Origin of the sequence: Pseudomonas flavocrustae (genome assembly GCF_029872515.1) — a bacterium.
Taxonomy (GTDB): Bacteria; Pseudomonadota; Gammaproteobacteria; order Pseudomonadales; family Pseudomonadaceae; genus Chryseomonas; species Chryseomonas aestiva.
This window is the reverse complement of record NZ_JAPDIQ010000005.1, coordinates 232,838-252,078: the sequence shown is the minus strand read 5'-3', so window position 1 is coordinate 252,078 and position 19,241 is coordinate 232,838. Positions and strand designations below refer to the sequence as shown.

Below are 19,241 nucleotides of genomic sequence, written 5' to 3'. Positions count from 1 at the left end.
AACTCCAGCCGGCATCCCTGCCCTAACCCCCCACGCCCGCATCCATGGCGCCCCTTCGCTGACTCGCAACGCTCCAATCGTTCGCTTCGCTGGCCTGAGGGCGCCCCGTTCGCCGGTCCCTCTCGTGTCTTGCCAGGATCCCGCTCTGCCATGTCCGCTTCCGCTTCCCCCGCCGTCGACCCCGACCAGAAGGCCTCGGCCCGTCGGCTGATCTTCATTACCGTGCTGGTCGCCACCATGGGCGCCCTGGCCTTCGGCTACGACACCGGCATCATCGCCGGCGCCCTGCCCTTCATGACCCTGCCCCCCGACCAGGGCGGCCTGGGCCTCAACGCCTACACCGAGGGGCTGGTCACCGCCGCCCTGATCGTCGGCGCGGCCTTCGGCTCGCTGGCGGCGGGTTATCTCGCCGATCGCTACGGCCGCCGCACCACCCTGCGCCTGCTGTCGATCCTCTTCGTCGTCGGCGCCCTGGGTACCGCGGTGGCGCCCTCGGTGGAACTGATGGTGGTCGCGCGCTTCGTGCTCGGCCTGGCGGTGGGTGGCGGCTCGGCCACGGTGCCGGTGTTCATCGCCGAGATCGCCGGACCCAAGCGCCGCGGTCGCCTGGTGAGTCGCAACGAGCTGATGATCGTCAGCGGCCAGCTGCTGGCCTATGTGCTCAGCGCCCTGCTCGCCTGGCTGGTGCACGACAACGGCATCTGGCGCTACATGCTGGCCATCGCCATGGTGCCGGGCATCCTGCTGTTCGCCGGTACCTTCCTGCTGCCCACCTCGCCGCGCTGGCTGGCGGCCAAGGGCCGCATCGAAGAAGCCGAAGCCGTGCTGGAGCGCCTGCGCGACACCCCCGAGGAGGTCGAGCGCGAGGTCCAGGAGATGCGCGAGAGCGAGGAGCAGGCCAAGCATCGCCCACCCCTGCGCGAACTGCTCGGCCAGGGCTGGGTGGTCAAGTTGCTGCTGCTGGGCATCGGCCTGGGCTTCGTCGCCCAGTTCACCGGGGTCAACGCCTTCATGTACTACACCCCGATCATCCTCAAGAGCACCGGCATGGGCACCAGCGCGGCCCTCACCGCCACCATCGGCAATGGCGTGGTCTCGGTGATCGCCACCCTGCTCGGCATCTGGGCCATCGGCCGCGCCGGACGGCGCACCCTGCTGCTGATCGGCCTGGTGATCGTGGTCGTGGCGCAACTGGCGCTGGGCAGCGTGTTGCTATGGCTGCCGCAGAACCTCACCCAGAGTTACCTGGCGCTGGCCTGCATCCTGGTGTTCCTGCTGTTCATGCAGATGTGCATCGCCCCGGTCTACTGGCTGCTGATGTCCGAGCTGTTTCCCAACCAGGTCCGTGGCCTGCTGACCGGGGTAGCGGTAGCCGTGCAATGGCTGTGCAACGCCACCGTGGCCTTCAGCTTTCCGGTGGCCCTGGAAGCCATCGGCAACTACACCTTCTATGTATTCGCCGCCATCAACCTGGGCTCGCTGGTATTCGTCTATTTCTGCCTGCCGGAGACCCGCGGCAAGTCTCTGGAAGAAATCGAACGCCATCTGAAGAAAGAGCTATAGCGGGTCGTTAGCCGACCGATCGGCGATTTTCCGGCTTGCTGCGGACCAAATGGAATAATTTTTCATTCCGTATCAAGCCGGACTTATCCAAGCCGATGCAGAGTGAAGGCATGTTGCCGTCACTCTTCGCGCAGCGCGCGACCGGGGCTTTCGATGAACATCAAACAAAAACTCACCTCGCTTTTCGCGGTAACCGCCTGCCTCCCGGTGATCCTGGTGGCGGGCGTGGTCATCATGAACGTGCGCAGTCAGGCCACCGGCGACTTCCTCGACGGCAGCGGGCGCGAAATCCGCCAGATCGATCGCAACATCCAGCAGTTCTTTGCCGGCATCCAGCAGAACGTCGACTTCCTCGCCAAGGAGCCGAACATCCTGGCCCTGGAGGGGCTGAAGAACTACAGCGGCGCCGATGCCGCCCAGATCCCGCAACCGGCAGCCGGCCAGCAGGCGCTGAGCTATTTCACCCGCTTCGCCAAGACCCATCCCACCACCGCCTACCTGTCGGTGGGCCTGGCCGATGGCGGCTACGTCAGCTGGCCGGACGACGCCAAGCTGGCCAACTACGATCCGCGCGTGCGCCCCTGGTACCAGGCGGCCATGAACAATCCGGGCAAGGTGGTGCGCACCCCGGCCTACTACTGGGCGACCGACGACGTCTCGCTGATGGGCGTGGTACGGACCATGGAAGACGCCAGCGGCAAGGTCCGCGGCGTGGTGGGCCTGGACATCTCGCTCAAGCAGCTCACCGACCTGGTCAAGAGCATCACCCTGGGCCAGAGCGGCTACCTGATGCTGGTGGAAGACAACGGCAACGTGCTGGTCGACCCCCGCGATCCCAAGCACAACTTCAAGCAGCTCAAGGAGCTGGGCGACGCCTACCAGACCCTCAGCGGCATCCAGAGCGGGCTGGGTGAGGTCAATCTCAACGGCACCGACTACATGGTCAACGTTTATCAGGCCAAGGACCTCGGCTGGAAATTCATCGGCCTGATCGAGCGCAGCGAAGTCATGGGCAAGGCCACCGCCCTGACCTGGCAGATCGCCGGCATCACCGCGGTGCTGGCGCTGCTGTTCGCCGTGCTCGGCGCGGCCTTTGCCGGCATGATCGTGCGGCCGATCCGCGGTGTCTCCGCCGGCCTGGAATCCATCGCCCAGGGCGAAGGCGATCTGACCAAGAGCCTGAACGTGCAGGGCAAGGACGAAACCGCCGCCCTGGCGGGCTGGTTCAACCAGTTCCTCGCCAGCATCCGCCAGCTGGTGCAACGCATCGGCCAGGCCTCCAACGATCTGCAGCAGGCCTCGCAGACCACCACCCAGGCGGCGGCCAGCATGAACGAAGTGGCCGGGCGCCAGCGCGAAGCCGTGGAGCTGGTCTCCACCGCCTTCAACGAGATGGTCGCAACCTCCAACGAGGTCGCGCGCTCCTGCAGCCAGGCCGCGGCCTCCGCCGACGCCGGTCATCACAAGGTGCAGGAAGGCTACGGCCAGATCGAGAAGGCCACCGGCAACGTCAACCGCCTCAGCGGCAGCCTGGCCCAGTCGGCCCAGGCCATGGCGGTGCTGGAGCAGGACAGCCACAACATCAACACCATCCTCGACACCATCCGCGGCATCGCCGAACAGACCAACCTGCTGGCGCTCAACGCCGCCATCGAAGCGGCGCGGGCCGGCGAGCAGGGGCGCGGTTTCGCCGTGGTGGCCGACGAGGTGCGGGCCCTGGCCAAGCGCACCGCCGACTCCACCGGCGAGATCGACGGCCTGCTCGGCAGTCTGGCGCGGCGCACCCAGGAGGTCACCCGCCAGATCGAGACCAGCCTGGAGCTGTCGCAGACCAGCGTGACCTCCATCAGCGAGGCGCGTGGCAGTTTCGAAGGCATCCGCCAGTCGGTGGACGAGATCCGCGACCAGGCGCTGCAGATCGCCGCGGCGGCCGAGGAACAGCATCAGGTGGCCGAGGACATCAACCGCCACATCGCCCAGATCCACGACGACGCCCAGCAGGTGGAAGGCCTGGCCCAGTCCACCACCCGCGACTCCTCGCGCCTGTCGCAACTGTCGGGCGAACTGGATGGCCTGGTAAGGCGCTTCAAGGCCTGATGACTTTTTGGCGGTAACAGAAGCCCCGCGGGTGATTCCGACGGGGCTTTTTGCTGGGCGGGATTTCGGTGGCGCGTGGATAAGGCTGCGCCGTTATCCACTCTACGCAAGCTCCCGCGCTGGATTGCCCCCTCCCCCCCTGGGAGAGGGCTGTGATGAGGGTGCCTCTAGCAAAACCGTAGCGTGGAAAACGGCGCAGCCTTTTCCACTGCTGGATCTGGCAACCCCGTTGGGCTTCGCTGCGCTCAACCCAGCCTGCGACGCCACGACGCGGTCCCGATACACTCCCCTCAAGCTCCGGACGGCAAGCCCTGGTCGCGATCGCCACGCAGGCTGCTATGGGCGGCCTGACAAATCTCGCGCAGGCCGCTCTTGAGGCCTTCTTCGAGGGTGGGGTGGTAGAAGGGCATGTCGAGCAGCGAACTGGCGGTCTCGCCATGGATCAGCGCCAGCACCAGCAGATGGCCGATATGGTCCATGCCCGGCCCCACCATGGCCGCGCCGGTGAGCTTGCCGGTGCCCGGCTCGGCATAGAAACGGGCGATGCCCTGGTTGCGCGCCTCGACCCGGGCGCGGCCCTGGTCGTGGTAGGAAGAGGTGCCGATCAGACTGCCTTTGTCGGGCGGACTGCCCAGCACGGCCACCGGCGGATCGGTGAAGATCAGCGAAAACAGCGGCGACCTGGGGGTGGGTCGGACCTCGGGATAGCAGGCGGCATTGTGCCCGGCGATGGCGCCCTCGTCGGAGGCCTCATGGAGGATCGGCCGGTCGTGGTCGGCATCGCCGGCGATGAAGATCGACGAAGAGCCGCACTGCAGCGTCTCAGGGTCGTAGACCGGGGTGCCATGGTCGTCCAGCTCGATGCCGGTGGTTTCCAGCCCCAGGCCCTTGAGCCGTGGCGGTCGCCCGGCGGCCACCAGCACGTAGTCGAACGCGCCCTCGCCGCTCGCCGCGCCGGACCAGGACAATCGCACGCCCTCGCCTTCGCGGCGGGCGTCCACCTCGACGTCCAGCAGCAAGGTCAGGTCCTGTTCCAGGATCTTGCGCAACTCGGCCTTGACCTCCAGATCCTTGAGCGCGCCCAGGCCATCGTCCTGGCCGAACAGGGTGACGGCCACGCCAAGACGGGCCATGGCCTGGGCCAGTTCCAGGCCCACCGGACCGGTGCCTATCACCGCCAGGGAGCGCGGCAGATCGGGCAGCTCGAAGATCGTCTCGTTGGTCAGCGCCCGCTCGCCCAGCGCGGCGAAAGGTTCCGGCACCAGGGGATAGGAGCCGGTGGCGATGACCACGCTGCGAGCACTTATAGTCTTACCATTACTGAGCTGTAGACGATCCGCCGCCACGAAGCGCGCCGTGGCCTGCTGGGCCACGCCCGTGGGCAACTTGGCGAAACCCTGCTTGGTGGCGGCGACGAAATGGTCGCGCTCACGGCGTACCCGCGCCATGACCGCCGCGCCATCGACGCTGACGCTACCCACTTCGATGCCGAAGGTAGCGGCACGGCGGACAGCGTGATGAGCCTCACCGGCAACGATCAGCAACTTGGAGGGCATGCAGCCCACGGAGGCACAGGTAGTCCCGGCCCAGCGATCGTCGATCAGCAGGGTCCGCGCGCCCTGGCGCCGGGCGGCGCGTTCGGCGGCGAGGCCGGCGGTTCCGGCGCCGATCACGGCGACATCGCAGTCGAGATCGGCAGAACTGGAAGGGGCTGCGGGATCACTCATCTCATCACCTGACGTTGCGAAGGATTAACCCGACTCGCGCCAGGGCTCCAGCAAGGGACCCCAAGCGCAGCGTTGAGGTTGCATTCCCAAGGCGTGACCCACTTCGACAAAAAACCGACAATTCTTGTCAGGACCGTCAAATTCCATGCCACTCGTCACTTTATACTGGCGAACTGGAACCATTGAGGGTGTCCTATCCTCAATTAGCCAACTTAAATGGACGCAGGCACTCACATGGAACGTGACATCAGCAAGATTCCGCTCATCAACGATTGGTCCTACCTGATCGCCCTGGAAACCGGCCTGTTCACCCGTGGTGAACTCAGCGGCGTGGTACTCAAGGCCCTCAATGACCAGGCTCGTCTGCTCTCCCGTCGCTACCTGGTGCAGAAGTCCAAGCTGGATGTCCGCAAGCTGTCGCCGGCCGAGACCGAGATCCTCGATACCCTCAGCGACACCGCCGCCAGTCTGAGACGCCGCCAGCGGCTGCCGCACAACATCGTCAAGAGCCTCAGAGCCGGCGGCCTGATCGCCGCGGTCGAGCGCAGCGTCTGCGCCTCGGGCATCCTGCAGTGCCACAACGGCTTCTACGAAGACGGCCTGGAGCCGGGCGCCTTCGAACAGATCGTCATGCGCCATCCGCATGAATTCGGCGATCACGCCCGCCAGAGCGCTGCCCTCTATTTCGCCCAGGAACCCTTCGCCCTGGAACAGTCGCAAGACGTGCACGAACAGCCGCTGCAGGCCAGCGCCTGATGAGCGAGGCGTACGCAACGACCGGGGCGGCCGGGAGGCCCCAGACCCCGATCGCCTGCGCGCGCCTCGCCGCCCCCGTTCCTTCTTGCAGTACCGCTTTTCCGGAGTCCTGGCGCATGACGCCCGCTTTCGCGCCGCTCAGCCCCCCATAGCGCCCCTGCCCTCGCCGGCCGACCGATCGCGCTGATCGCGTCGGCTGTCGCCCTTTCGCTGCCGGTCCAGCCGGCAGCGGCCTTTGCCTGCGCGCGTCTCACGACGGGCGTTTCCGCCGATGCCGTCTGCGTCGCTGTCCGCCTGGAGTTCGCTCCCGAGCGGCGGCCGCGGCATGGGCCACGGCTGCGAGGAGCAGACATGACCACCGCTCACGTCCCCCACGGACGCAACAACTTCGATTTCCTGAGATTCGCCGCGGCGTCCACCGTGGTGATCGGCCATGGCTTCTGGCTCTCGGGACATATCGGCGCCGAGCCGATCCTCAACTTCACCGGCTTTACCGACGCGGCCAATATCGCCGTCTATGTGTTCTTCGTGATCAGCGGCTTCCTGATCACGGCGTCCTTCCAGCGCAGTCGCAATCCCCTGGACTTCATCCTCAAGCGCGCCCTGCGGATCTTTCCGGCGCTGATCGTCTCGGTGCTGTTCTCGGTGCTGGTGGTGGGCTGGCTCGCCACCAGTCGCGAGACGAGCGCCTACTTCAGCGATCGCCAGACCCTGGGCTTCTTCAAGAACATCCTGCTGATGACGCGCTTCGAGCTGCCCGGCGTCTTCACCGGCAATCCCTTTCCGGACACGGTGAACGGCAGTTACTGGACCCTGCCCTACGAGGTGTTCATGTACCTGTCGCTGCTGATCATCGGCGTGCTGGGGCTGCTGACCCGCTCGGTGGTCATGGCCACTCTGGTGGTGCTGGTGCTGGGCAACTTCCTGCTGCTGCCGCAGATGGGCGTCGCCAGTTTCGTGCTGCACAAGGTGTTCAGCCTGGGGATGTTCTTTTTCGCCGGCGCCCTGCTGCAACTCGCGGGGCCGCGCATCCCCTGGCGCCTGGATATCGCCCTGGCGCTCTGCCTGCTGTCGCTGGCGGCCATCGTCTGGCATATCCTGCCGGTGATCCACCTGGTGTCGCTGGCCTATGTGATCATCTACCTGGCCCAGGTGCAGGTACCGGTGCTGCACGGCTTCGGCCGCTTCGGCGACTATTCCTACGGCCTCTACCTGTTCAACTTCCCGGTCCAGCAACTGCTCATGCACTGGTTTCCCGACAGCTTCTCGCTGCCCGGCTTCCTGCTGGTGAGCTACGTCCTGACCCTGGGCTTCGCGGTGCTCTCCTGGCACCTGATCGAGGCGCCGGCGCTGAGATTCAAGCCGCGCCGCCAGGCCCCGACCGCGCCGGTGGCACCGGCCTGACCCCGGATGGCCGGTCGCCTCAGCCGAGGCGACCGGCGAGGGCGAAACCGGCCAGGGTCAACAGCAAGGATCCCAGCACATGGATGGTGATGGTGAGCGCCGCCCAGCCCAGGCGACCGCTCTGCAGCAGCCCCACCACCTCGGCGGAAAAGGTCGAGAAGGTGGTGAAACCGCCGCAGAAGCCGGTCACCAGCAGCAATCGCCACTGGGCTTCCAGCCCCGGATAGCGGGAAAACAGTCCCAGCGCCAGACCGATGACGAAGCCGCCGACCAGGTTCACCAGCAGGGTGCCCAGGGGCAGCAGTGGGAACAGCGCATTCAGCCGCAGGCCGACCCACCAGCGACAGGCGCTGCCCAGAGCACCGCCAACCATCACCGCGAACAGCGCATAGGGCATCTCAGGTTCCTCTCAACGACGGCGGGCGGCCAGGAGTAGGACGGCAATGCCAGCCAGGGCGGACAGCAGCGACCCCAGCAGCACGCCGATCTTGACCTCGTCGACCAGGAAGGGCGCACCCGGAAAGGCCAGGGCACCAATGAACAGACTCATGGTAAAGCCAATGCCGCAGAGTAGCGCCACGCCATAGAGCTGTAGCCAGCTGGCACCTTCGGGCAGTCGCGCCAGACCGCTGCGGATGGCCAGCACCGCCATCAGCGTGATGCCTACCTGCTTGCCGAGAAACAGCCCCAGGGTCACACCCAGCGGGACCGGATCCAGCAGGTTGGCGGGCGACATCCCGGCCAGGGACACCCCGGCATTGGCGAAGCCGAACAGGGGCACGATCAGAAAGGCCACCCAGGGGTGCAGCGCGGACTCCAGCCGGAGCAGCGGCGAGGCATCGTCGGCCTCGGTATCGCCCAGCGGAATGAACAGCGCCAGGATCACCCCGGCCAGGGTCGCATGGATGCCCGAGCGCAGCATGCAGAACCACAGCAGCGCCCCGACCAGCAGATAGGGCAGCAGGGCGGTGACCTTGAGGCGATTGAGCAGGAACAGCACGGCCACCAGACCGGCCGCGGCCAGCAGCATGGTGGTGGAGAGGTCGCTGGTATAGAACAGCGCGATGATCAGCACGGCGCCGAGGTCATCGAGGATCGCCAGCGCCGAGAGAAACACCTTGAGCGATGCCGGCACCCTCGAACCCAGCAGCGACAGCACACCGAGGGCGAAGGCGATGTCGGTGGCGGCGGGAATGGCCCAGCCGGCGAGCGTCTGGGAGTCGTGGCGATTGACCAGGGCATAGAGCAGCGCCGGCACCAGCATGCCACCCAGGGCGGCGAGACCCGGCAGGGCGCGATCGCCCCAGCTGGCGAGTTGGCCGACCGCCATCTCGCGCTTGATCTCCAGCCCCACCAGCAGGAAGAAGATGGCCATCAGGCCGTCGTTGATCCAGTGACCGAGCGAAAGGCCACCCACATACCAGTGCAGACTGGCGAAATAGCCGTCGGCCGGCGGCGAGTTGGCGACGATGAGGGCGATGGCCGCGGCCACCATCAGCACGATACCGCCGGCCGCTTCGGCGGCGCAGAAGCGATTGAGAAAGGCCAGGGCCTTGGCGGGGGAAGGCAGAGGTGACATGGGCAGCAGGACTCCGCGCGGCGGCCCGACCTGCGCTCGATTCAACCTGTCCTACCGCACGATTGCGGCGACACCCAGCCGATAATCCTACTACGGCAGCGCGGGTGGTCGCAGCAGAAAATCGCCTCACGGTGGCGGGCGCTCTGGTACGCCGCCTGGCCGCTTGCGGTGGCGGCCCGCGGTCTTCGCCGGTATTGCCAGGGCTCCGTACAGGGAGGACCATCAGCGCCCGCGTTCTGCCCAGCAGTTGCTAGCCCATGCCCCAGGAACCCCTTACGCCGTCTCCCTCCCTCTTCACCCGTCTGCTCCAGGGCCTGCGTGCCTTCTGGCCAGCGCCCTTGCCCATCGACGGTCGCGAACGCCTGCGCGCCAGCCTGGGCGCCGGCCTCGGCATCCTGCTCGCCGCGCTCCTGGCGGCCTGGTGGCTGGAAGGCCAGCCGGTGCATCAGCATGGCGCCCTGGCGCTGGCCCTGGTGGCGCCGCTGGGCGCCAGCGCCGTGCTGGTATTCGCCCTGCCCTCCAGTCCGCTGGCGCAGCCCTGGTCGGTGGTGGGTGGCAATACGCTGTCGGCGCTGATCGGCATCGCCTGCGCGCTGTGGATTCCCGAAGCCAACCTGGCCGCCGCGGTGGCGGTTGCGCTGGCCATCGCCGCCATGTTCACGCTGCGCTGTCTGCACCCCCCGGGCGGCGCCTCGGCGCTGCTGATGGTGCTGATCGGCGCCCAGGATTTCAGCTATGCCTGGAGTCCGGTGGCGCTGGACTCGCTGCTGCTGGTGAGTGCCGGCCTGCTCTACAACAACCTGACCCGGCGCCCCTGGCCCCATGTGCCACGCCCGGCCGAGCCGAGCGGCGAGACGCGCCTGCAGCGCGCCGACCTGGACGCCGTGCTGGCGCGCTACAACCAGGTGCTGGACATCAGCCGCGACGACCTCGCCGAATTGCTCGAACAGGTGGAGGCGCGTGCCTACCAGCGCAAGATGGGCGAATTGCGCTGCGCCGATGTCATGAGCCACGAACCGGTGACGGCCCGTGCCGAGATGCCGCTGCAGGAAGCCTGGGCGCTGATGCGCGCCCGCCGCATCAAGGCGCTGCCGGTGGTGGATCGCCAGGGCCATCTGCTGGGCATCGTCACCGTCGCCGACTTCATGCGGCAGATCGACCTGGACGTCCACGAAGGCCTCGGCTGGCGCCTGCGCTCGCTGGTCCGGCCGAAGGCCCGCCAGGACGAAAACAGCGTCGGCCACATCATGACCCGCACCGTGCGGGTGGCCAGCGCCGACCGCCTGCTGATCGACCTGGTGCCGGTGTTTTCCGAGAACGGCCACCGCCACATCCCCATCATCGATGGCTCGCGCCGCCTGGTCGGCATCATCACCCAGTCGGATCTGATCCGGGCGCTGTACCAGGCGGTACGAGCCTAGGGCTCACACCTGGAAGCGATTCACCAGCCCCTGCAGGTCCACCGCCAGCCGAGACAGCTCCTGGCTGGCGGCGTTGGTCTGGCGGGCACCGTCGGCGGACTGGGTGGAGAGATCGCGGATGTTGACCAGATTGCGATCCACTTCCCGGGCTACCTGCGCCTGCTCTTCGGCCGCGCTGGCAATCACCAGGTTGCGCTCGTACATCTCGCCGATGCGGGTATTGATCTCTTCCAGCGCCACCCCGGCGGTTTCCGCCAGGGCACGCGTGGCCTGGGCGCGCTCACTGCTGCTGTGCATGGAGCCCAGGGCCTGACTGGCACCGCTGCGCATGCCCGAGACCATCTGTTCGATCTCGTGGGTGGACTGCTGGGTGCGGCTGGCCAGGGCGCGCACCTCGTCGGCCACCACGGCGAAACCACGCCCGGCCTCGCCGGCCCGCGCCGCCTCGATGGCCGCATTGAGCGCCAGCAGGTTGGTCTGTTCGGCGATGGCGCGAATGACGTCGAGCACCTTGCCGATGTCCTGGGACTGCTCGGCGAGCCGCTGGACCAGGGTCCCGGTGGCGGACACCTCGTCGGACAGGGCGGCGATGGCGCCCAGGGTGTCGGCGACTCGGGTCTGGCCCTGCTGCGCGGCCTGGCTGGAGGCCCGCGAGGCTTCGGAGGTGGAGACGGCGTTGCGCGCCACCTCGTCCACCGCGGTGCTCATCTCGGTGACGGCCGTGGCTGCCTGTTCAAGCTCGTCGTTCTGTCGCTGCAAGCCCTGGCCAGCGGCCTCGGTGACCGCGTTGAGCTCTTCGGCAGCGGTCGCCAGCTGGGTGGAGGAGCCGGCGATGCGCGAGAGGGTCTCGCGCAGTTGCGCCTGCATCTGCTGCAGGGCGCGCTGCAATTCGCTCACCTCGTCGCGGCCTTGCACGGCCAAGGTCTGGGTCAGGTCGCCCTGAGCGACGCGGCGGGCGGCCAGCAGCGCCTCGCGCAGCGGTCCGACGATGCTGCGGGTCAGCAGCCAGGCCATCAGTACCGTGGCCAGGGCGGCCAGGGCGATCACCGCGATGACGATCAGCCGCGAGGCGGCGTAGCGGTCCGCCGAGATCTTGCCGTCGCGTTCGATGCCCTCGGCATAGAAGTCGCCCAACTCGCCCAGCTGCTTGCCGGTGCCGTCCACCACCGGCTTCATGTCCACCAGGGTCAGTTTGTTGAGCGCGGCGGTATCGCCACGGCGGGCCAGGGCGAAGGACTCGGTCATGCCCCGCTGATAGGTGGCGAAATCACGCTTGAAGAGGTCCCAGCGCTGGTGCTCCTCGGGGGTATCGACAAAGACCTCATAGGCCTTGATGCCGTCCATGAGCACCTTGTTGCGTGCCTCGTACTGACCGACGTAGGTATCGATGTTGCGCGGGTCCGAATCCAGCGCCAGGCGCAGGGAAATGGTACGGATGCGCAACATGTTCTCGCGAATGGCGTCCACCGCGCGGATGCTGGGCACCCAGTCACGCTCCGTCACCACCTGGCGCTCGCGGATACCCGCCATCTGTGCCAGGGAAAACAGCCCGAGAAAGGCCACCATCAGGGCAATCAGGCCGAAGCCCAGGGCAGCCCGAGGCGCGATGTTGCAATTGCGTAACAGCATGGAAGTCTCCGTGGCCTCTGGCCCTGTTGTTGTCAGACAACAGATATCGGCTGCTACCCCTGGGGCTTGAGCACAGCGGTCGCAGCGAACCTCGCCGCGTTTTCGCCGTCTCAAAGGCACTGTCGCCCATTCCGGGCGACCTGCCAGGAATGTTCGGATGAAAACCGGTCCCTCTCGTGCCTCCCCGTTCTCCGCGCCTCGTGCGCTGCTCGCCAGCCTGGTCCTGGGCGGCGGTCTGCTGCTCGCGGGCTGCGCCGGCAATCCGCCGACCGCGCAGATGGCCGTGACCCAGTCGGCCGTCAACGAAGCCGTGAGCGGCGGCGGCAACCAGTTCGCTCCGATCGAGACCAAGTCGGCCCAGGACAAGTGGACCCAGGCCCAGGCGGCCCTGTCCAACGAGAAGTACGACGAAGCCAAGCAACTAGCCGAGCAGGCCGAGTGGGATGCCCGTCTGGCGACCCGCAAGACCCAGGCCGCCAAGGCCGCGGCGGCGCTGCAGGATGCCCAGAACAGCATCCAGCAGATCCGTGAGGAAGGTCAGATCAACCTGCAGCTGCAACAGAATCTACAGAAAAAGGTGCAGCAGTAAGGCTGCCCGCTCTCTTGAAGGACGAAACCATGCGTAAACGTTTTCTGCTCCCGCTGATGTCGGCGCTGACCCTGACCCTGGCCGCCTGCGCCACCCCGCCCAACCCCAATCTGGAAAAGGCGCGCAACGACTACGCCGCCCTCGAATCCCAGCCCCAGGCCACCCAGTTGGCGGCACTGGAAACCAAGGATGCCGGCACCTGGCTGGCCAAGACCGACAAGGCCTACAAGGACGGTGAGAACGAGCGCACCGTCGACCAGCTGGCCTACCTGACCCAGCAACGCATCCAGACCGCCATGCAGACCATCAAGCTGCGCATGGCCGAGGCCGAGCTGAAGAAGGTCGACGCCCAGCGCGGCGAAACCCGCCTGAACACCCGCACCGAGCAGCTGCAGCAACTGCAGAAGGCGATCAAGTAAGGTTCAGGGCGCAGGGTTCTTTCGGGAATCCTGCGCCCCCTGCCGTGGTCCTCTACTGACCTGCGAGCGTCCTGCTCGCCACAGTCCGGAGGATCTCTCATGCACGCCATACGCCTACGCAAACCCGGTGGTCTGGACCAGCTGGAAGTCTGCGAACTGCCTGATCCCGGGCAGCCGAGGGCTGGCGAGATCCGGGTGCGGATCAAGGCCAGCTCGCTGAATTTCCATGACCTGGGCGTGGTGCTGGGCAAGATGCCGACCGCCGATGGGCGCATTCCCATGTCCGATGGCGCCGGCGTGGTCGAGGCCGTGGGCGCCGGGGTCAGCGAGTTCGCCGTGGGCGATCACGTGGTCTCGACCTTCTTTCCCCACTGGCTGGATGGCGAGCCGCCCATCGATGACTTTTCCACGACCCCTGGCGATGGCGTCGACGGCTTCGCCTGCGAGGTGGTGGTACGCCCGGCCACGGCCTTCACCCTGGCGCCCAAGGGCTACAGCCATGCCGAGGCGGCGACCCTGACCACCGCCGGACTCACCGCCTGGCGCGCCCTGGTGGTGGACGGCGGACTCAAGGCCGGCGACAGCGTGCTGGTCATGGGGACCGGCGGGGTGTCGATCTTCGCTCTGCAGATGGCCAAGGCCATGGGCGCCACGGTGATTGCCACCTCCTCCTCGGACGAGAAGCTGCAGCGCGCCTATGCCCTGGGCGCCGATCACCTGATCAATTATCGCGACGAACCGGAATGGGGTGCCAAGGTGCAGGCCATCACCGGCGGCCGTGGCGTCGACATCGTGGTGGAAGTGGGCGGCCCGGCGACCCTGGCGCAGTCGATCCAGGCCGCGCGTATCCATGGTCACCTGGCGCTGATCGGGGTGCTCACCGGCGTCGAGGGGCAAGTCCCCACGGCCAATCTGATGCGCCGCCATCAGCGGCTGCAGGGGCTGATCGTCGGCAGCCGTCGCCAGCAGCAGGAGATGATCAAGGCGCTGGAAGGCAACGGCATTAAGCCGGTCATCGATCGCAGTTATCCGCTAGACGAAATTGCCGCGGCCTTCGCCTTCCAGAAGGACGGCAGCCACTTCGGCAAGATCGTCCTGGAGTTCTAACAATGGTCAGACAAAAGCCGGACTGACGCCGGCAAGGCTCTGCTAGACTTCCGGAATCGTCTCGTCGCGTTCCGGAAGTCTCGATGACCTCGCCAGATCCCCTTCCCTATCTCGTCGTCATCGAAGACAACAGCCTGCTCGCCGAGCTGCTGAGCAACCATCTCGAAGACCGCCTCTGCTGGACCTGTCGGCAGTTCGACAATGCCGACGATGCCCTGGTGCATCTGCTCCAGCAGCAGCAGGCTCCCGGGCTGGTAATCACCGATCACCTGATGCCCGGCCAGCTGCGCGGCGGTGAATTGGCCGAAATGCTGCTCCAGCGCTGGCCCGCGCTGCCCATGGTCATCACCTCGGGCTATGGCTACGAGATCACCACGGCGCTGCCCCCGCAGGTGATCTTCCTGCAGAAGCCCTGGACGCTCGATGAGGTGGATTCGGCGGTACGCCTCGCACGCGCGCGTCAGGCGGGCGGTTAGACGCCCAGCTGGCCGCAGGCCTTCAGCAACTGGTCGATGGTCCAGGGCTTGGGCAGGAACAGCGCCCGGTCTTCGCGTTCGGCGTACTGCTGTCCGGTATAGCCGGACGACACCAGTATCGGCAACTGCGGAAAACGTTGGCGGACCTGTTTGGCCAAGGCGAGACCATCCAGCCGACCGGGCATGCGCACGTCGGTGAAGAGGAGATCAGGCGGCAGCGGGTCGGCTTCGAACCAGCACCAGGCGGCATCGGCGGTGTCGAACGACTGGACGGCATAACCCTCCATCTCGAACACCTCCGTCGCCAGCGATCGCAGTACAGGATCGTCCTCGACCACCAGCACAGTGGTAACGGCTGCGGAAGAAACTACATCGGTCATGGCAACGCTACTTCATTAGTACGACTAAATAGACCGAAATTACTCGAATTGGATCACAACCCTCGGATGGACGGCTGGCCGCTTGGTACCGGCACTTGTCTGATGCCGTAACGGCTACTTAATTCCCTGCCTGTCGGAAAAAGGTGCTGGCAGATCGCTAGCCGGCGCCCGACTCTCTTACTCTAAGGCTCTTGCTGGACGTCATTGGCGTCCGCTTCCGCTGCCCACGCGCTTGAAAGATCCCATGGCTGAATCCGCTCCCTCCTACGCTGAACTCCAGGCCGAAGTCCGCCGCCTCCGCGCCGCGCTCGACCAGTGCACCGCGCTGCCACCCCAGGACGCCCAGCGGCGCCTGGCGATCTTCGATGGCGCCATCGATTTCGCCATGGTCGTACTGGATCCGGCCGGGGTCATCACCGACTGGAACACCGGCGCCGAGCGCCTGCTGGGCTGGACCGCCACGGAGATCCGCGGCGCCCCGGCAGAGTGCTTCTTCACCCCGGAAGACAACCGGAACGGCCGGGCCGCGCTGGAAATGCGGCTGGCGCTGCAGGACGGTCGCGCCGAAGACGAACGCTGGCACCTGCGACGCGACGGCACCCGCTTCTGGGCCAGCGGCGAGATGCATCCGCTGCACGACGACGCCGGCCGCCATACCGGCTTCGTCAAGATCCTGCGCGACCGCACCCCCCAGCATCTGGCCGGCGAGGCCCTGCGTGACAGCCAGCGCCACGTCGGCGAGGTACAGCGGCAACTGGCGGAGAGCGAGCGCTACTGGCGCGGCCTGTTCGAGCAACTGGACGAGGGCTTCATCCTTGGCACCATCCTGCGTGATGACCAGGGCCATGGCCGGGACTGGCGCTACGACCAGGTCAACCGCGCCTGGTGCACCCACTTCGGCCTGAGCGCGGAGCAGACGATCGGCCAGACCGCCCGCACCCTGTTTCCCGAACTCGAAGACCTCTGGGTGGAGGATTTCACCCGGGTGGTAGATACCGGCCAGTCGTTCAGTTACGTGCGGCAATTCCAGTTCAACGGCCGCTGGTACGAAGGCCATGCGCACAAGGCTGGCCCGGACAGCTTTCTGGTGCTGTTCCTGGATGTCACCGAGCGCGAGCAGGCCGCCCAGGCCACCCGTGACGAAGAGCGCTATCGCCGCGCCCTGGCGGAGTTGGGCGAAGGCTTCAGCCAGCTGAACGACATCGAGGCGGTCACCGAACTCGCCTGCACCGCCCTGGGCACCATCCTGAATGCCCATCTGGTGGGCTACGGTCTGGTGGACGCCGAGACCGAGACCATCACCGTGGAACGCGACTGGACGATCCCGGGCGCCCGCAGCCTGATGGGCACGCTGAATTTTCGCGACTACGGCAGCTACAGCGAGGCCTTCAAGCGCGGCGAAACCGTGGTGATCGAGGACGTGCAGCAAGACCCTCGTACCCGTGACAACCTCGCGGCCCTGCAACGCCTGGAGACCCGCGCCCTCGTCAACCTGCCGCTGTTCGAGCACGGCAACCTGGTGGCCCTGCTCTATGTCTGTTCCAGTCAGCCGCGGCGCTGGACGCCGGCCGAGCTGCAGTTCATACGCGAGGTCGCCAATCGCACCCGCTCGGCCACGGCGCGACTGACCGCGGAACGTGCCTTGCGCGACAGCGAACTCAATCTGCGCCTGGTGGCCGACACCCTGCCCTGCCTGATCGCCTTCGTCGATCGCGACCTGATCTATCGCTTCGCCAATATCGAGGCGCCCAAGTGGTTCAGGGACGCGCCGCAGAGCATCCTGGGCCGCAGCATGGCCGAGGTGTTCGCGCCGGAACTGTTCGCCGCCCGGCGTCCGGCCATCCAGGCCGCCCTGGACGGTACCCCGGCGCGACTGGACCTGCCGTGGGCCTGGCCGGATGGCCGCCGGCGCATCGCCGACATCCACTACCGCCCACGGCGCGATGCGCGCGGTGCGGTGGACGGCTTCTATGTCTTCGCCCAGGACGTCACCATCCAGCGCGACGCCCAGGCGCTGATCCAGGCGCAGAATCTCAGCCTCAGCCAGGAGGTCCAGGCCCGTACCGCCGAGCGCGACCGGCTCTGGGCGCTCAGCGAAGACCTGCTGCTCACCGCCGACTTCACCGGGCAGCTCCTGCGGGTGAGTCCGTCCTGGTCGCGCGGCCTGGGCTATTCCGAGGCCGAGTTGCTCAGCCGCCCTTACACCGAACTCATCCATCCCGATGATCTGCCCGGCGTGCTGATGGCGCTGGACGAACTGCGCCGCAGCGGCCTGCCGGCGCGGGTGGAGAATCGCGTCCAGGCGGCGGACGGCAGCTGGCGCTGGCTGTCCTGGACGCTGTCGATGGACACCGAACAGGATCGCCTCACCGGCGCCGGGCGCGACATCACCCGGGAAAAGGACGCCGCGGAAACCCAGGCGCTGCTGGAAGAGCAGTTGCGCCAGTCGCAGAAGATGGAAGCGGTCGGCCAACTCACCGGCGGCCTGGCCCACGACTTCAACAACCTGCTCGCCGGTATCGTCGGCAGTCTGGACCTGCTCACGGTGCGCATCGGCCAGGGTCGGCTGAACAATCTCGAGCGCTACACCACCGCCGCCCAGGGCGCCGCCATTCGCGCCGCCGCCCTGACCCACCGGCTGCTGGCCTTTTCCCGCCGGCAGACGCTGGACCCCAAGCCCACCGACGTCAATCGCCTGGTGGCCGGCATGGAAGACCTGATCCGCCGCACGGTGGGGCCGGCGATCCAGATCGAGGTGGTGGCCAGCAGCGAGCTGTGGTCGACCCTGGTCGATCCGCCGCAGCTGGAAAACGCCCTGCTCAATCTCTGCATCAACGCCCGCGACGCCATGCCCGAGGGCGGCCGGATCTTCATCGAGACCGCCAATCGGGCGCTGGATGCGCGCATGGGCCGGGTCCGCGACCTGGACCCGGGCGAATACATCGCCCTCTCGGTGACCGACAACGGCTGCGGCATGCCGCCCGAGGTGATTGCCAAGGCCTTCGATCCCTTCTTCACCACCAAGCCGATCGGGGTGGGCACCGGGCTCGGCCTGTCGATGATCTACGGCTTCGTGCGCCAGTCCGGCGGCCAGGCACGCATCCATTCCCAGGTCGATCAGGGCACCAGCGTCACCCTCTTCCTGCCGCGCCATCGCGAAGTGGCCACTGGCGTTGACCTCGCCGCCAGCCAGCCGACCCTGCCGCGCCAGGGCCACGGCGAAACGGTGCTGGTGGTGGATGACGAACCCACGGTGCGGATGCTGGTGGTGGAGGTGCTGGAAGAACTGGGCTACGCCGCCCTGGAAGCGGCGGATGCCAGCTCCGGGCTGCGCCTGCTGGAATCCGATGTGCGCATCGACCTGCTGATCAGCGATGTCGGCCTGCCTGGCGGGATGAACGGCCGGCAGATGGCCGATGCCGCCCGCCAGCGCCGCCCCGGACTCAAGGTGCTGTTCATCACCGGCTACGCCGAAAACGCCGTGGTCGGCAACGGCCACCTGGAGCCCGGCATGCACGTGATGACCAAGCCCTTCGCCATGGACGCCCTGGCGGTGCGCATCCGCGATCTGATCGTAGGGACCTGACGTCCGCTTTCGAGTGGGTCCCCCTCACCCCAGCCCTCTCCCGGAGGGAGAGGGGGCGGTTGGGATGCCCTGGGTGGATAAGGGTGCAGCCTTCCACGAATGGAGGCAGGCTTGCCCAGTGGAAAACGCTGCGCGGTTTTCCACGCTACGGTGACGCTGCCGGAGTGCACGAACCACAACCCTTCACCCGGCTCGACCGCCCCCTCTCCCCCTGGGAGAGGGCTGGGGTGAGGGCGCTCCAGCACAGAGGTCTCCCCTCGTTGGGCTTCGCTGCGCTCAACCCGACCTATGCAGCCAATCTCCGCCGTAGGGTGGATAACGGCGCAGCCTTATCCACGGATGACGTGAGCTGCCCAGTGGAAAACGCTGCGCGGTTTTCTACGCTACGGTGACGCGGCCAAGGTGCACGAACCACAACCCTGCACCCGGCTCGACCGCCCCCTCTCCCCCTGGGAGAGGGCTGGGGTGAGGGCGCTCCAGCACAGAGGTCTCCCCTCGTTGGGCTTCG

General features: G+C 66.9%; 14 protein-coding genes and 2 pseudogenes. 11 read left to right on the top strand and 5 right to left on the bottom strand.

Features of this window, described 5'->3' with window-relative positions; translation table 11 throughout:
• Nucleotides 1-150 precede the first annotated feature (150 nt).
• The 3 genes and pseudogenes from OMP44_RS13480 (at nt 151) to OMP44_RS24995 (ending at nt 3,660) form a co-directional block, all read left to right on the top strand.
• On the top strand, nt 151-1,563 hold the full coding sequence (locus OMP44_RS13480; RefSeq protein WP_280308852.1) for a sugar porter family MFS transporter: 1,413 nt from the start codon (nt 151-153) through the stop codon (nt 1,561-1,563).
• A gap of 153 nt (nt 1,564-1,716) precedes the next feature.
• Nucleotides 1,717-2,805 (top strand): annotated as a pseudogene (locus OMP44_RS25000) (cache domain-containing protein); the annotation flags it as partial.
• A gap of 87 nt (nt 2,806-2,892) precedes the next feature.
• On the top strand, nt 2,893-3,660 hold the full coding sequence (locus tag OMP44_RS24995; protein WP_372240067.1) for a methyl-accepting chemotaxis protein: 768 nt from the start codon (nt 2,893-2,895) through the stop codon (nt 3,658-3,660).
• Between the two features lie 290 nt (nt 3,661-3,950).
• Here the strand turns inward: OMP44_RS24995 and OMP44_RS13470 are convergent, their stop codons facing one another.
• Nucleotides 3,951-5,387: a dihydrolipoyl dehydrogenase gene (locus tag OMP44_RS13470; protein ID WP_187980318.1), complete on the bottom strand. Its 1,437-nt coding sequence runs from the start codon at nt 5,385-5,387 to the stop codon at nt 3,951-3,953.
• Between the two features lie 234 nt (nt 5,388-5,621).
• Here OMP44_RS13470 and OMP44_RS13465 point away from each other — a divergent pair, with 234 nt between their 5' ends.
• Both OMP44_RS13465 and OMP44_RS13460 read left to right on the top strand, forming a co-directional pair.
• Nucleotides 5,622-6,143 (top strand): hypothetical protein, encoded by a 522-nt coding sequence (locus OMP44_RS13465; RefSeq protein ID WP_187980319.1) that lies wholly within the window; start codon nt 5,622-5,624, stop codon nt 6,141-6,143.
• A 351-nt stretch (nt 6,144-6,494) separates the two neighbouring features.
• Nucleotides 6,495-7,547, top strand: a complete 1,053-nt coding sequence (locus tag OMP44_RS13460; protein ID WP_187980320.1) for an acyltransferase family protein — start codon at nt 6,495-6,497, stop codon at nt 7,545-7,547.
• Nucleotides 7,548-7,566: 19 nt separating this feature from the next.
• On the opposite strand, the gene crcB is transcribed toward OMP44_RS13460, so the two are convergent.
• Both crcB and nhaA read right to left on the bottom strand, forming a co-directional pair.
• Nucleotides 7,567-7,944 carry a fluoride efflux transporter CrcB gene (gene crcB, locus OMP44_RS13455; RefSeq protein WP_187980321.1) on the bottom strand — a complete coding sequence of 126 codons (378 nt, stop codon included), beginning with the start codon at nt 7,942-7,944 and terminating at the stop codon, nt 7,567-7,569.
• Nucleotides 7,945-7,956: 12 nt separating this feature from the next.
• Nucleotides 7,957-9,126 (bottom strand): Na+/H+ antiporter NhaA, encoded by a 1,170-nt coding sequence (gene nhaA / locus OMP44_RS13450; RefSeq protein WP_280308848.1) that lies wholly within the window; start codon nt 9,124-9,126, stop codon nt 7,957-7,959.
• Nucleotides 9,127-9,383: 257 nt separating this feature from the next.
• Between nhaA and OMP44_RS13445 the strand changes: the two genes are divergently transcribed.
• Entirely contained in the window at nt 9,384-10,547 is a 1,164-nt protein-coding gene (locus OMP44_RS13445) for an HPP family protein (protein WP_280308846.1), read from the top strand.
• Between the two features lie 3 nt (nt 10,548-10,550).
• On the opposite strand, the gene OMP44_RS13440 is transcribed toward OMP44_RS13445, so the two are convergent.
• Nucleotides 10,551-12,176 carry a methyl-accepting chemotaxis protein gene (locus OMP44_RS13440; RefSeq protein ID WP_280308844.1) on the bottom strand — a complete coding sequence of 542 codons (1,626 nt, stop codon included), beginning with the start codon at nt 12,174-12,176 and terminating at the stop codon, nt 10,551-10,553.
• Nucleotides 12,177-12,333: 157 nt separating this feature from the next.
• On the opposite strand from OMP44_RS13440, the gene OMP44_RS13435 reads away from it, so the two are divergent.
• The 4 genes and pseudogenes from OMP44_RS13435 (at nt 12,334) to OMP44_RS13420 (ending at nt 14,767) form a co-directional block, all read left to right on the top strand.
• Nucleotides 12,334-12,765, top strand: coding sequence for a DUF4398 domain-containing protein (locus OMP44_RS13435; RefSeq protein ID WP_187980324.1), 432 nt, complete (start codon nt 12,334-12,336; stop codon nt 12,763-12,765).
• 29 nt (nt 12,766-12,794) lie between these two features.
• A pseudogene (locus tag OMP44_RS13430) lies at nt 12,795-13,178 on the top strand (DUF4398 domain-containing protein); the annotation flags it as partial.
• A 105-nt stretch (nt 13,179-13,283) separates the two neighbouring features.
• On the top strand, nt 13,284-14,291 hold the full coding sequence (locus OMP44_RS13425) for a zinc-dependent alcohol dehydrogenase family protein (RefSeq protein WP_280308841.1): 1,008 nt from the start codon (nt 13,284-13,286) through the stop codon (nt 14,289-14,291).
• Between the two features lie 83 nt (nt 14,292-14,374).
• Nucleotides 14,375-14,767 carry a response regulator gene (locus OMP44_RS13420; protein ID WP_187980332.1) on the top strand — a complete coding sequence of 131 codons (393 nt, stop codon included), beginning with the start codon at nt 14,375-14,377 and terminating at the stop codon, nt 14,765-14,767.
• On the opposite strand, the gene OMP44_RS13415 is transcribed toward OMP44_RS13420, so the two are convergent.
• Nucleotides 14,764-15,147 (bottom strand): response regulator, encoded by a 384-nt coding sequence (locus tag OMP44_RS13415; protein WP_051226123.1) that lies wholly within the window; start codon nt 15,145-15,147, stop codon nt 14,764-14,766. The genes OMP44_RS13420 and OMP44_RS13415 overlap by 4 nt on opposite strands.
• A gap of 244 nt (nt 15,148-15,391) precedes the next feature.
• Between OMP44_RS13415 and OMP44_RS13410 the strand changes: the two genes are divergently transcribed.
• Complete coding sequence (locus OMP44_RS13410) at nt 15,392-18,733, top strand: PAS domain S-box protein (protein WP_280308834.1); 3,342 nt, start codon at nt 15,392-15,394, stop codon at nt 18,731-18,733.
• The last annotated feature ends 508 nt before the right edge of the window (nt 18,734-19,241 follow it).

What these genes read in the sequence shown, in the direction of transcription:
- OMP44_RS13480 (WP_280308852.1), top strand. Translation starts at nt 151, where the DNA reads ATGTCCGCTTCCGCTTCCCCCGCCGTCGACCCCGACCAGAAGGCCTCG.
- OMP44_RS24995 (WP_372240067.1), top strand. Translation starts at nt 2,893, where the DNA reads ATGAACGAAGTGGCCGGGCGCCAGCGCGAAGCCGTGGAGCTGGTCTCC.
- OMP44_RS13470 (WP_187980318.1), bottom strand. Translation starts at nt 5,387, where the DNA reads ATGAGTGATCCCGCAGCCCCTTCCAGTTCTGCCGATCTCGACTGCGAT.
- OMP44_RS13465 (WP_187980319.1), top strand. Translation starts at nt 5,622, where the DNA reads ATGGAACGTGACATCAGCAAGATTCCGCTCATCAACGATTGGTCCTAC.
- OMP44_RS13460 (WP_187980320.1), top strand. Translation starts at nt 6,495, where the DNA reads ATGACCACCGCTCACGTCCCCCACGGACGCAACAACTTCGATTTCCTG.
- crcB (WP_187980321.1), bottom strand. Translation starts at nt 7,944, where the DNA reads ATGCCCTATGCGCTGTTCGCGGTGATGGTTGGCGGTGCTCTGGGCAGC.
- nhaA (WP_280308848.1), bottom strand. Translation starts at nt 9,126, where the DNA reads ATGTCACCTCTGCCTTCCCCCGCCAAGGCCCTGGCCTTTCTCAATCGC.
- OMP44_RS13445 (WP_280308846.1), top strand. Translation starts at nt 9,384, where the DNA reads ATGCCCCAGGAACCCCTTACGCCGTCTCCCTCCCTCTTCACCCGTCTG.
- OMP44_RS13440 (WP_280308844.1), bottom strand. Translation starts at nt 12,176, where the DNA reads ATGCTGTTACGCAATTGCAACATCGCGCCTCGGGCTGCCCTGGGCTTC.
- OMP44_RS13435 (WP_187980324.1), top strand. Translation starts at nt 12,334, where the DNA reads ATGAAAACCGGTCCCTCTCGTGCCTCCCCGTTCTCCGCGCCTCGTGCG.
- OMP44_RS13425 (WP_280308841.1), top strand. Translation starts at nt 13,284, where the DNA reads ATGCACGCCATACGCCTACGCAAACCCGGTGGTCTGGACCAGCTGGAA.
- OMP44_RS13420 (WP_187980332.1), top strand. Translation starts at nt 14,375, where the DNA reads ATGACCTCGCCAGATCCCCTTCCCTATCTCGTCGTCATCGAAGACAAC.
- OMP44_RS13415 (WP_051226123.1), bottom strand. Translation starts at nt 15,147, where the DNA reads ATGACCGATGTAGTTTCTTCCGCAGCCGTTACCACTGTGCTGGTGGTC.
- OMP44_RS13410 (WP_280308834.1), top strand. Translation starts at nt 15,392, where the DNA reads ATGGCTGAATCCGCTCCCTCCTACGCTGAACTCCAGGCCGAAGTCCGC.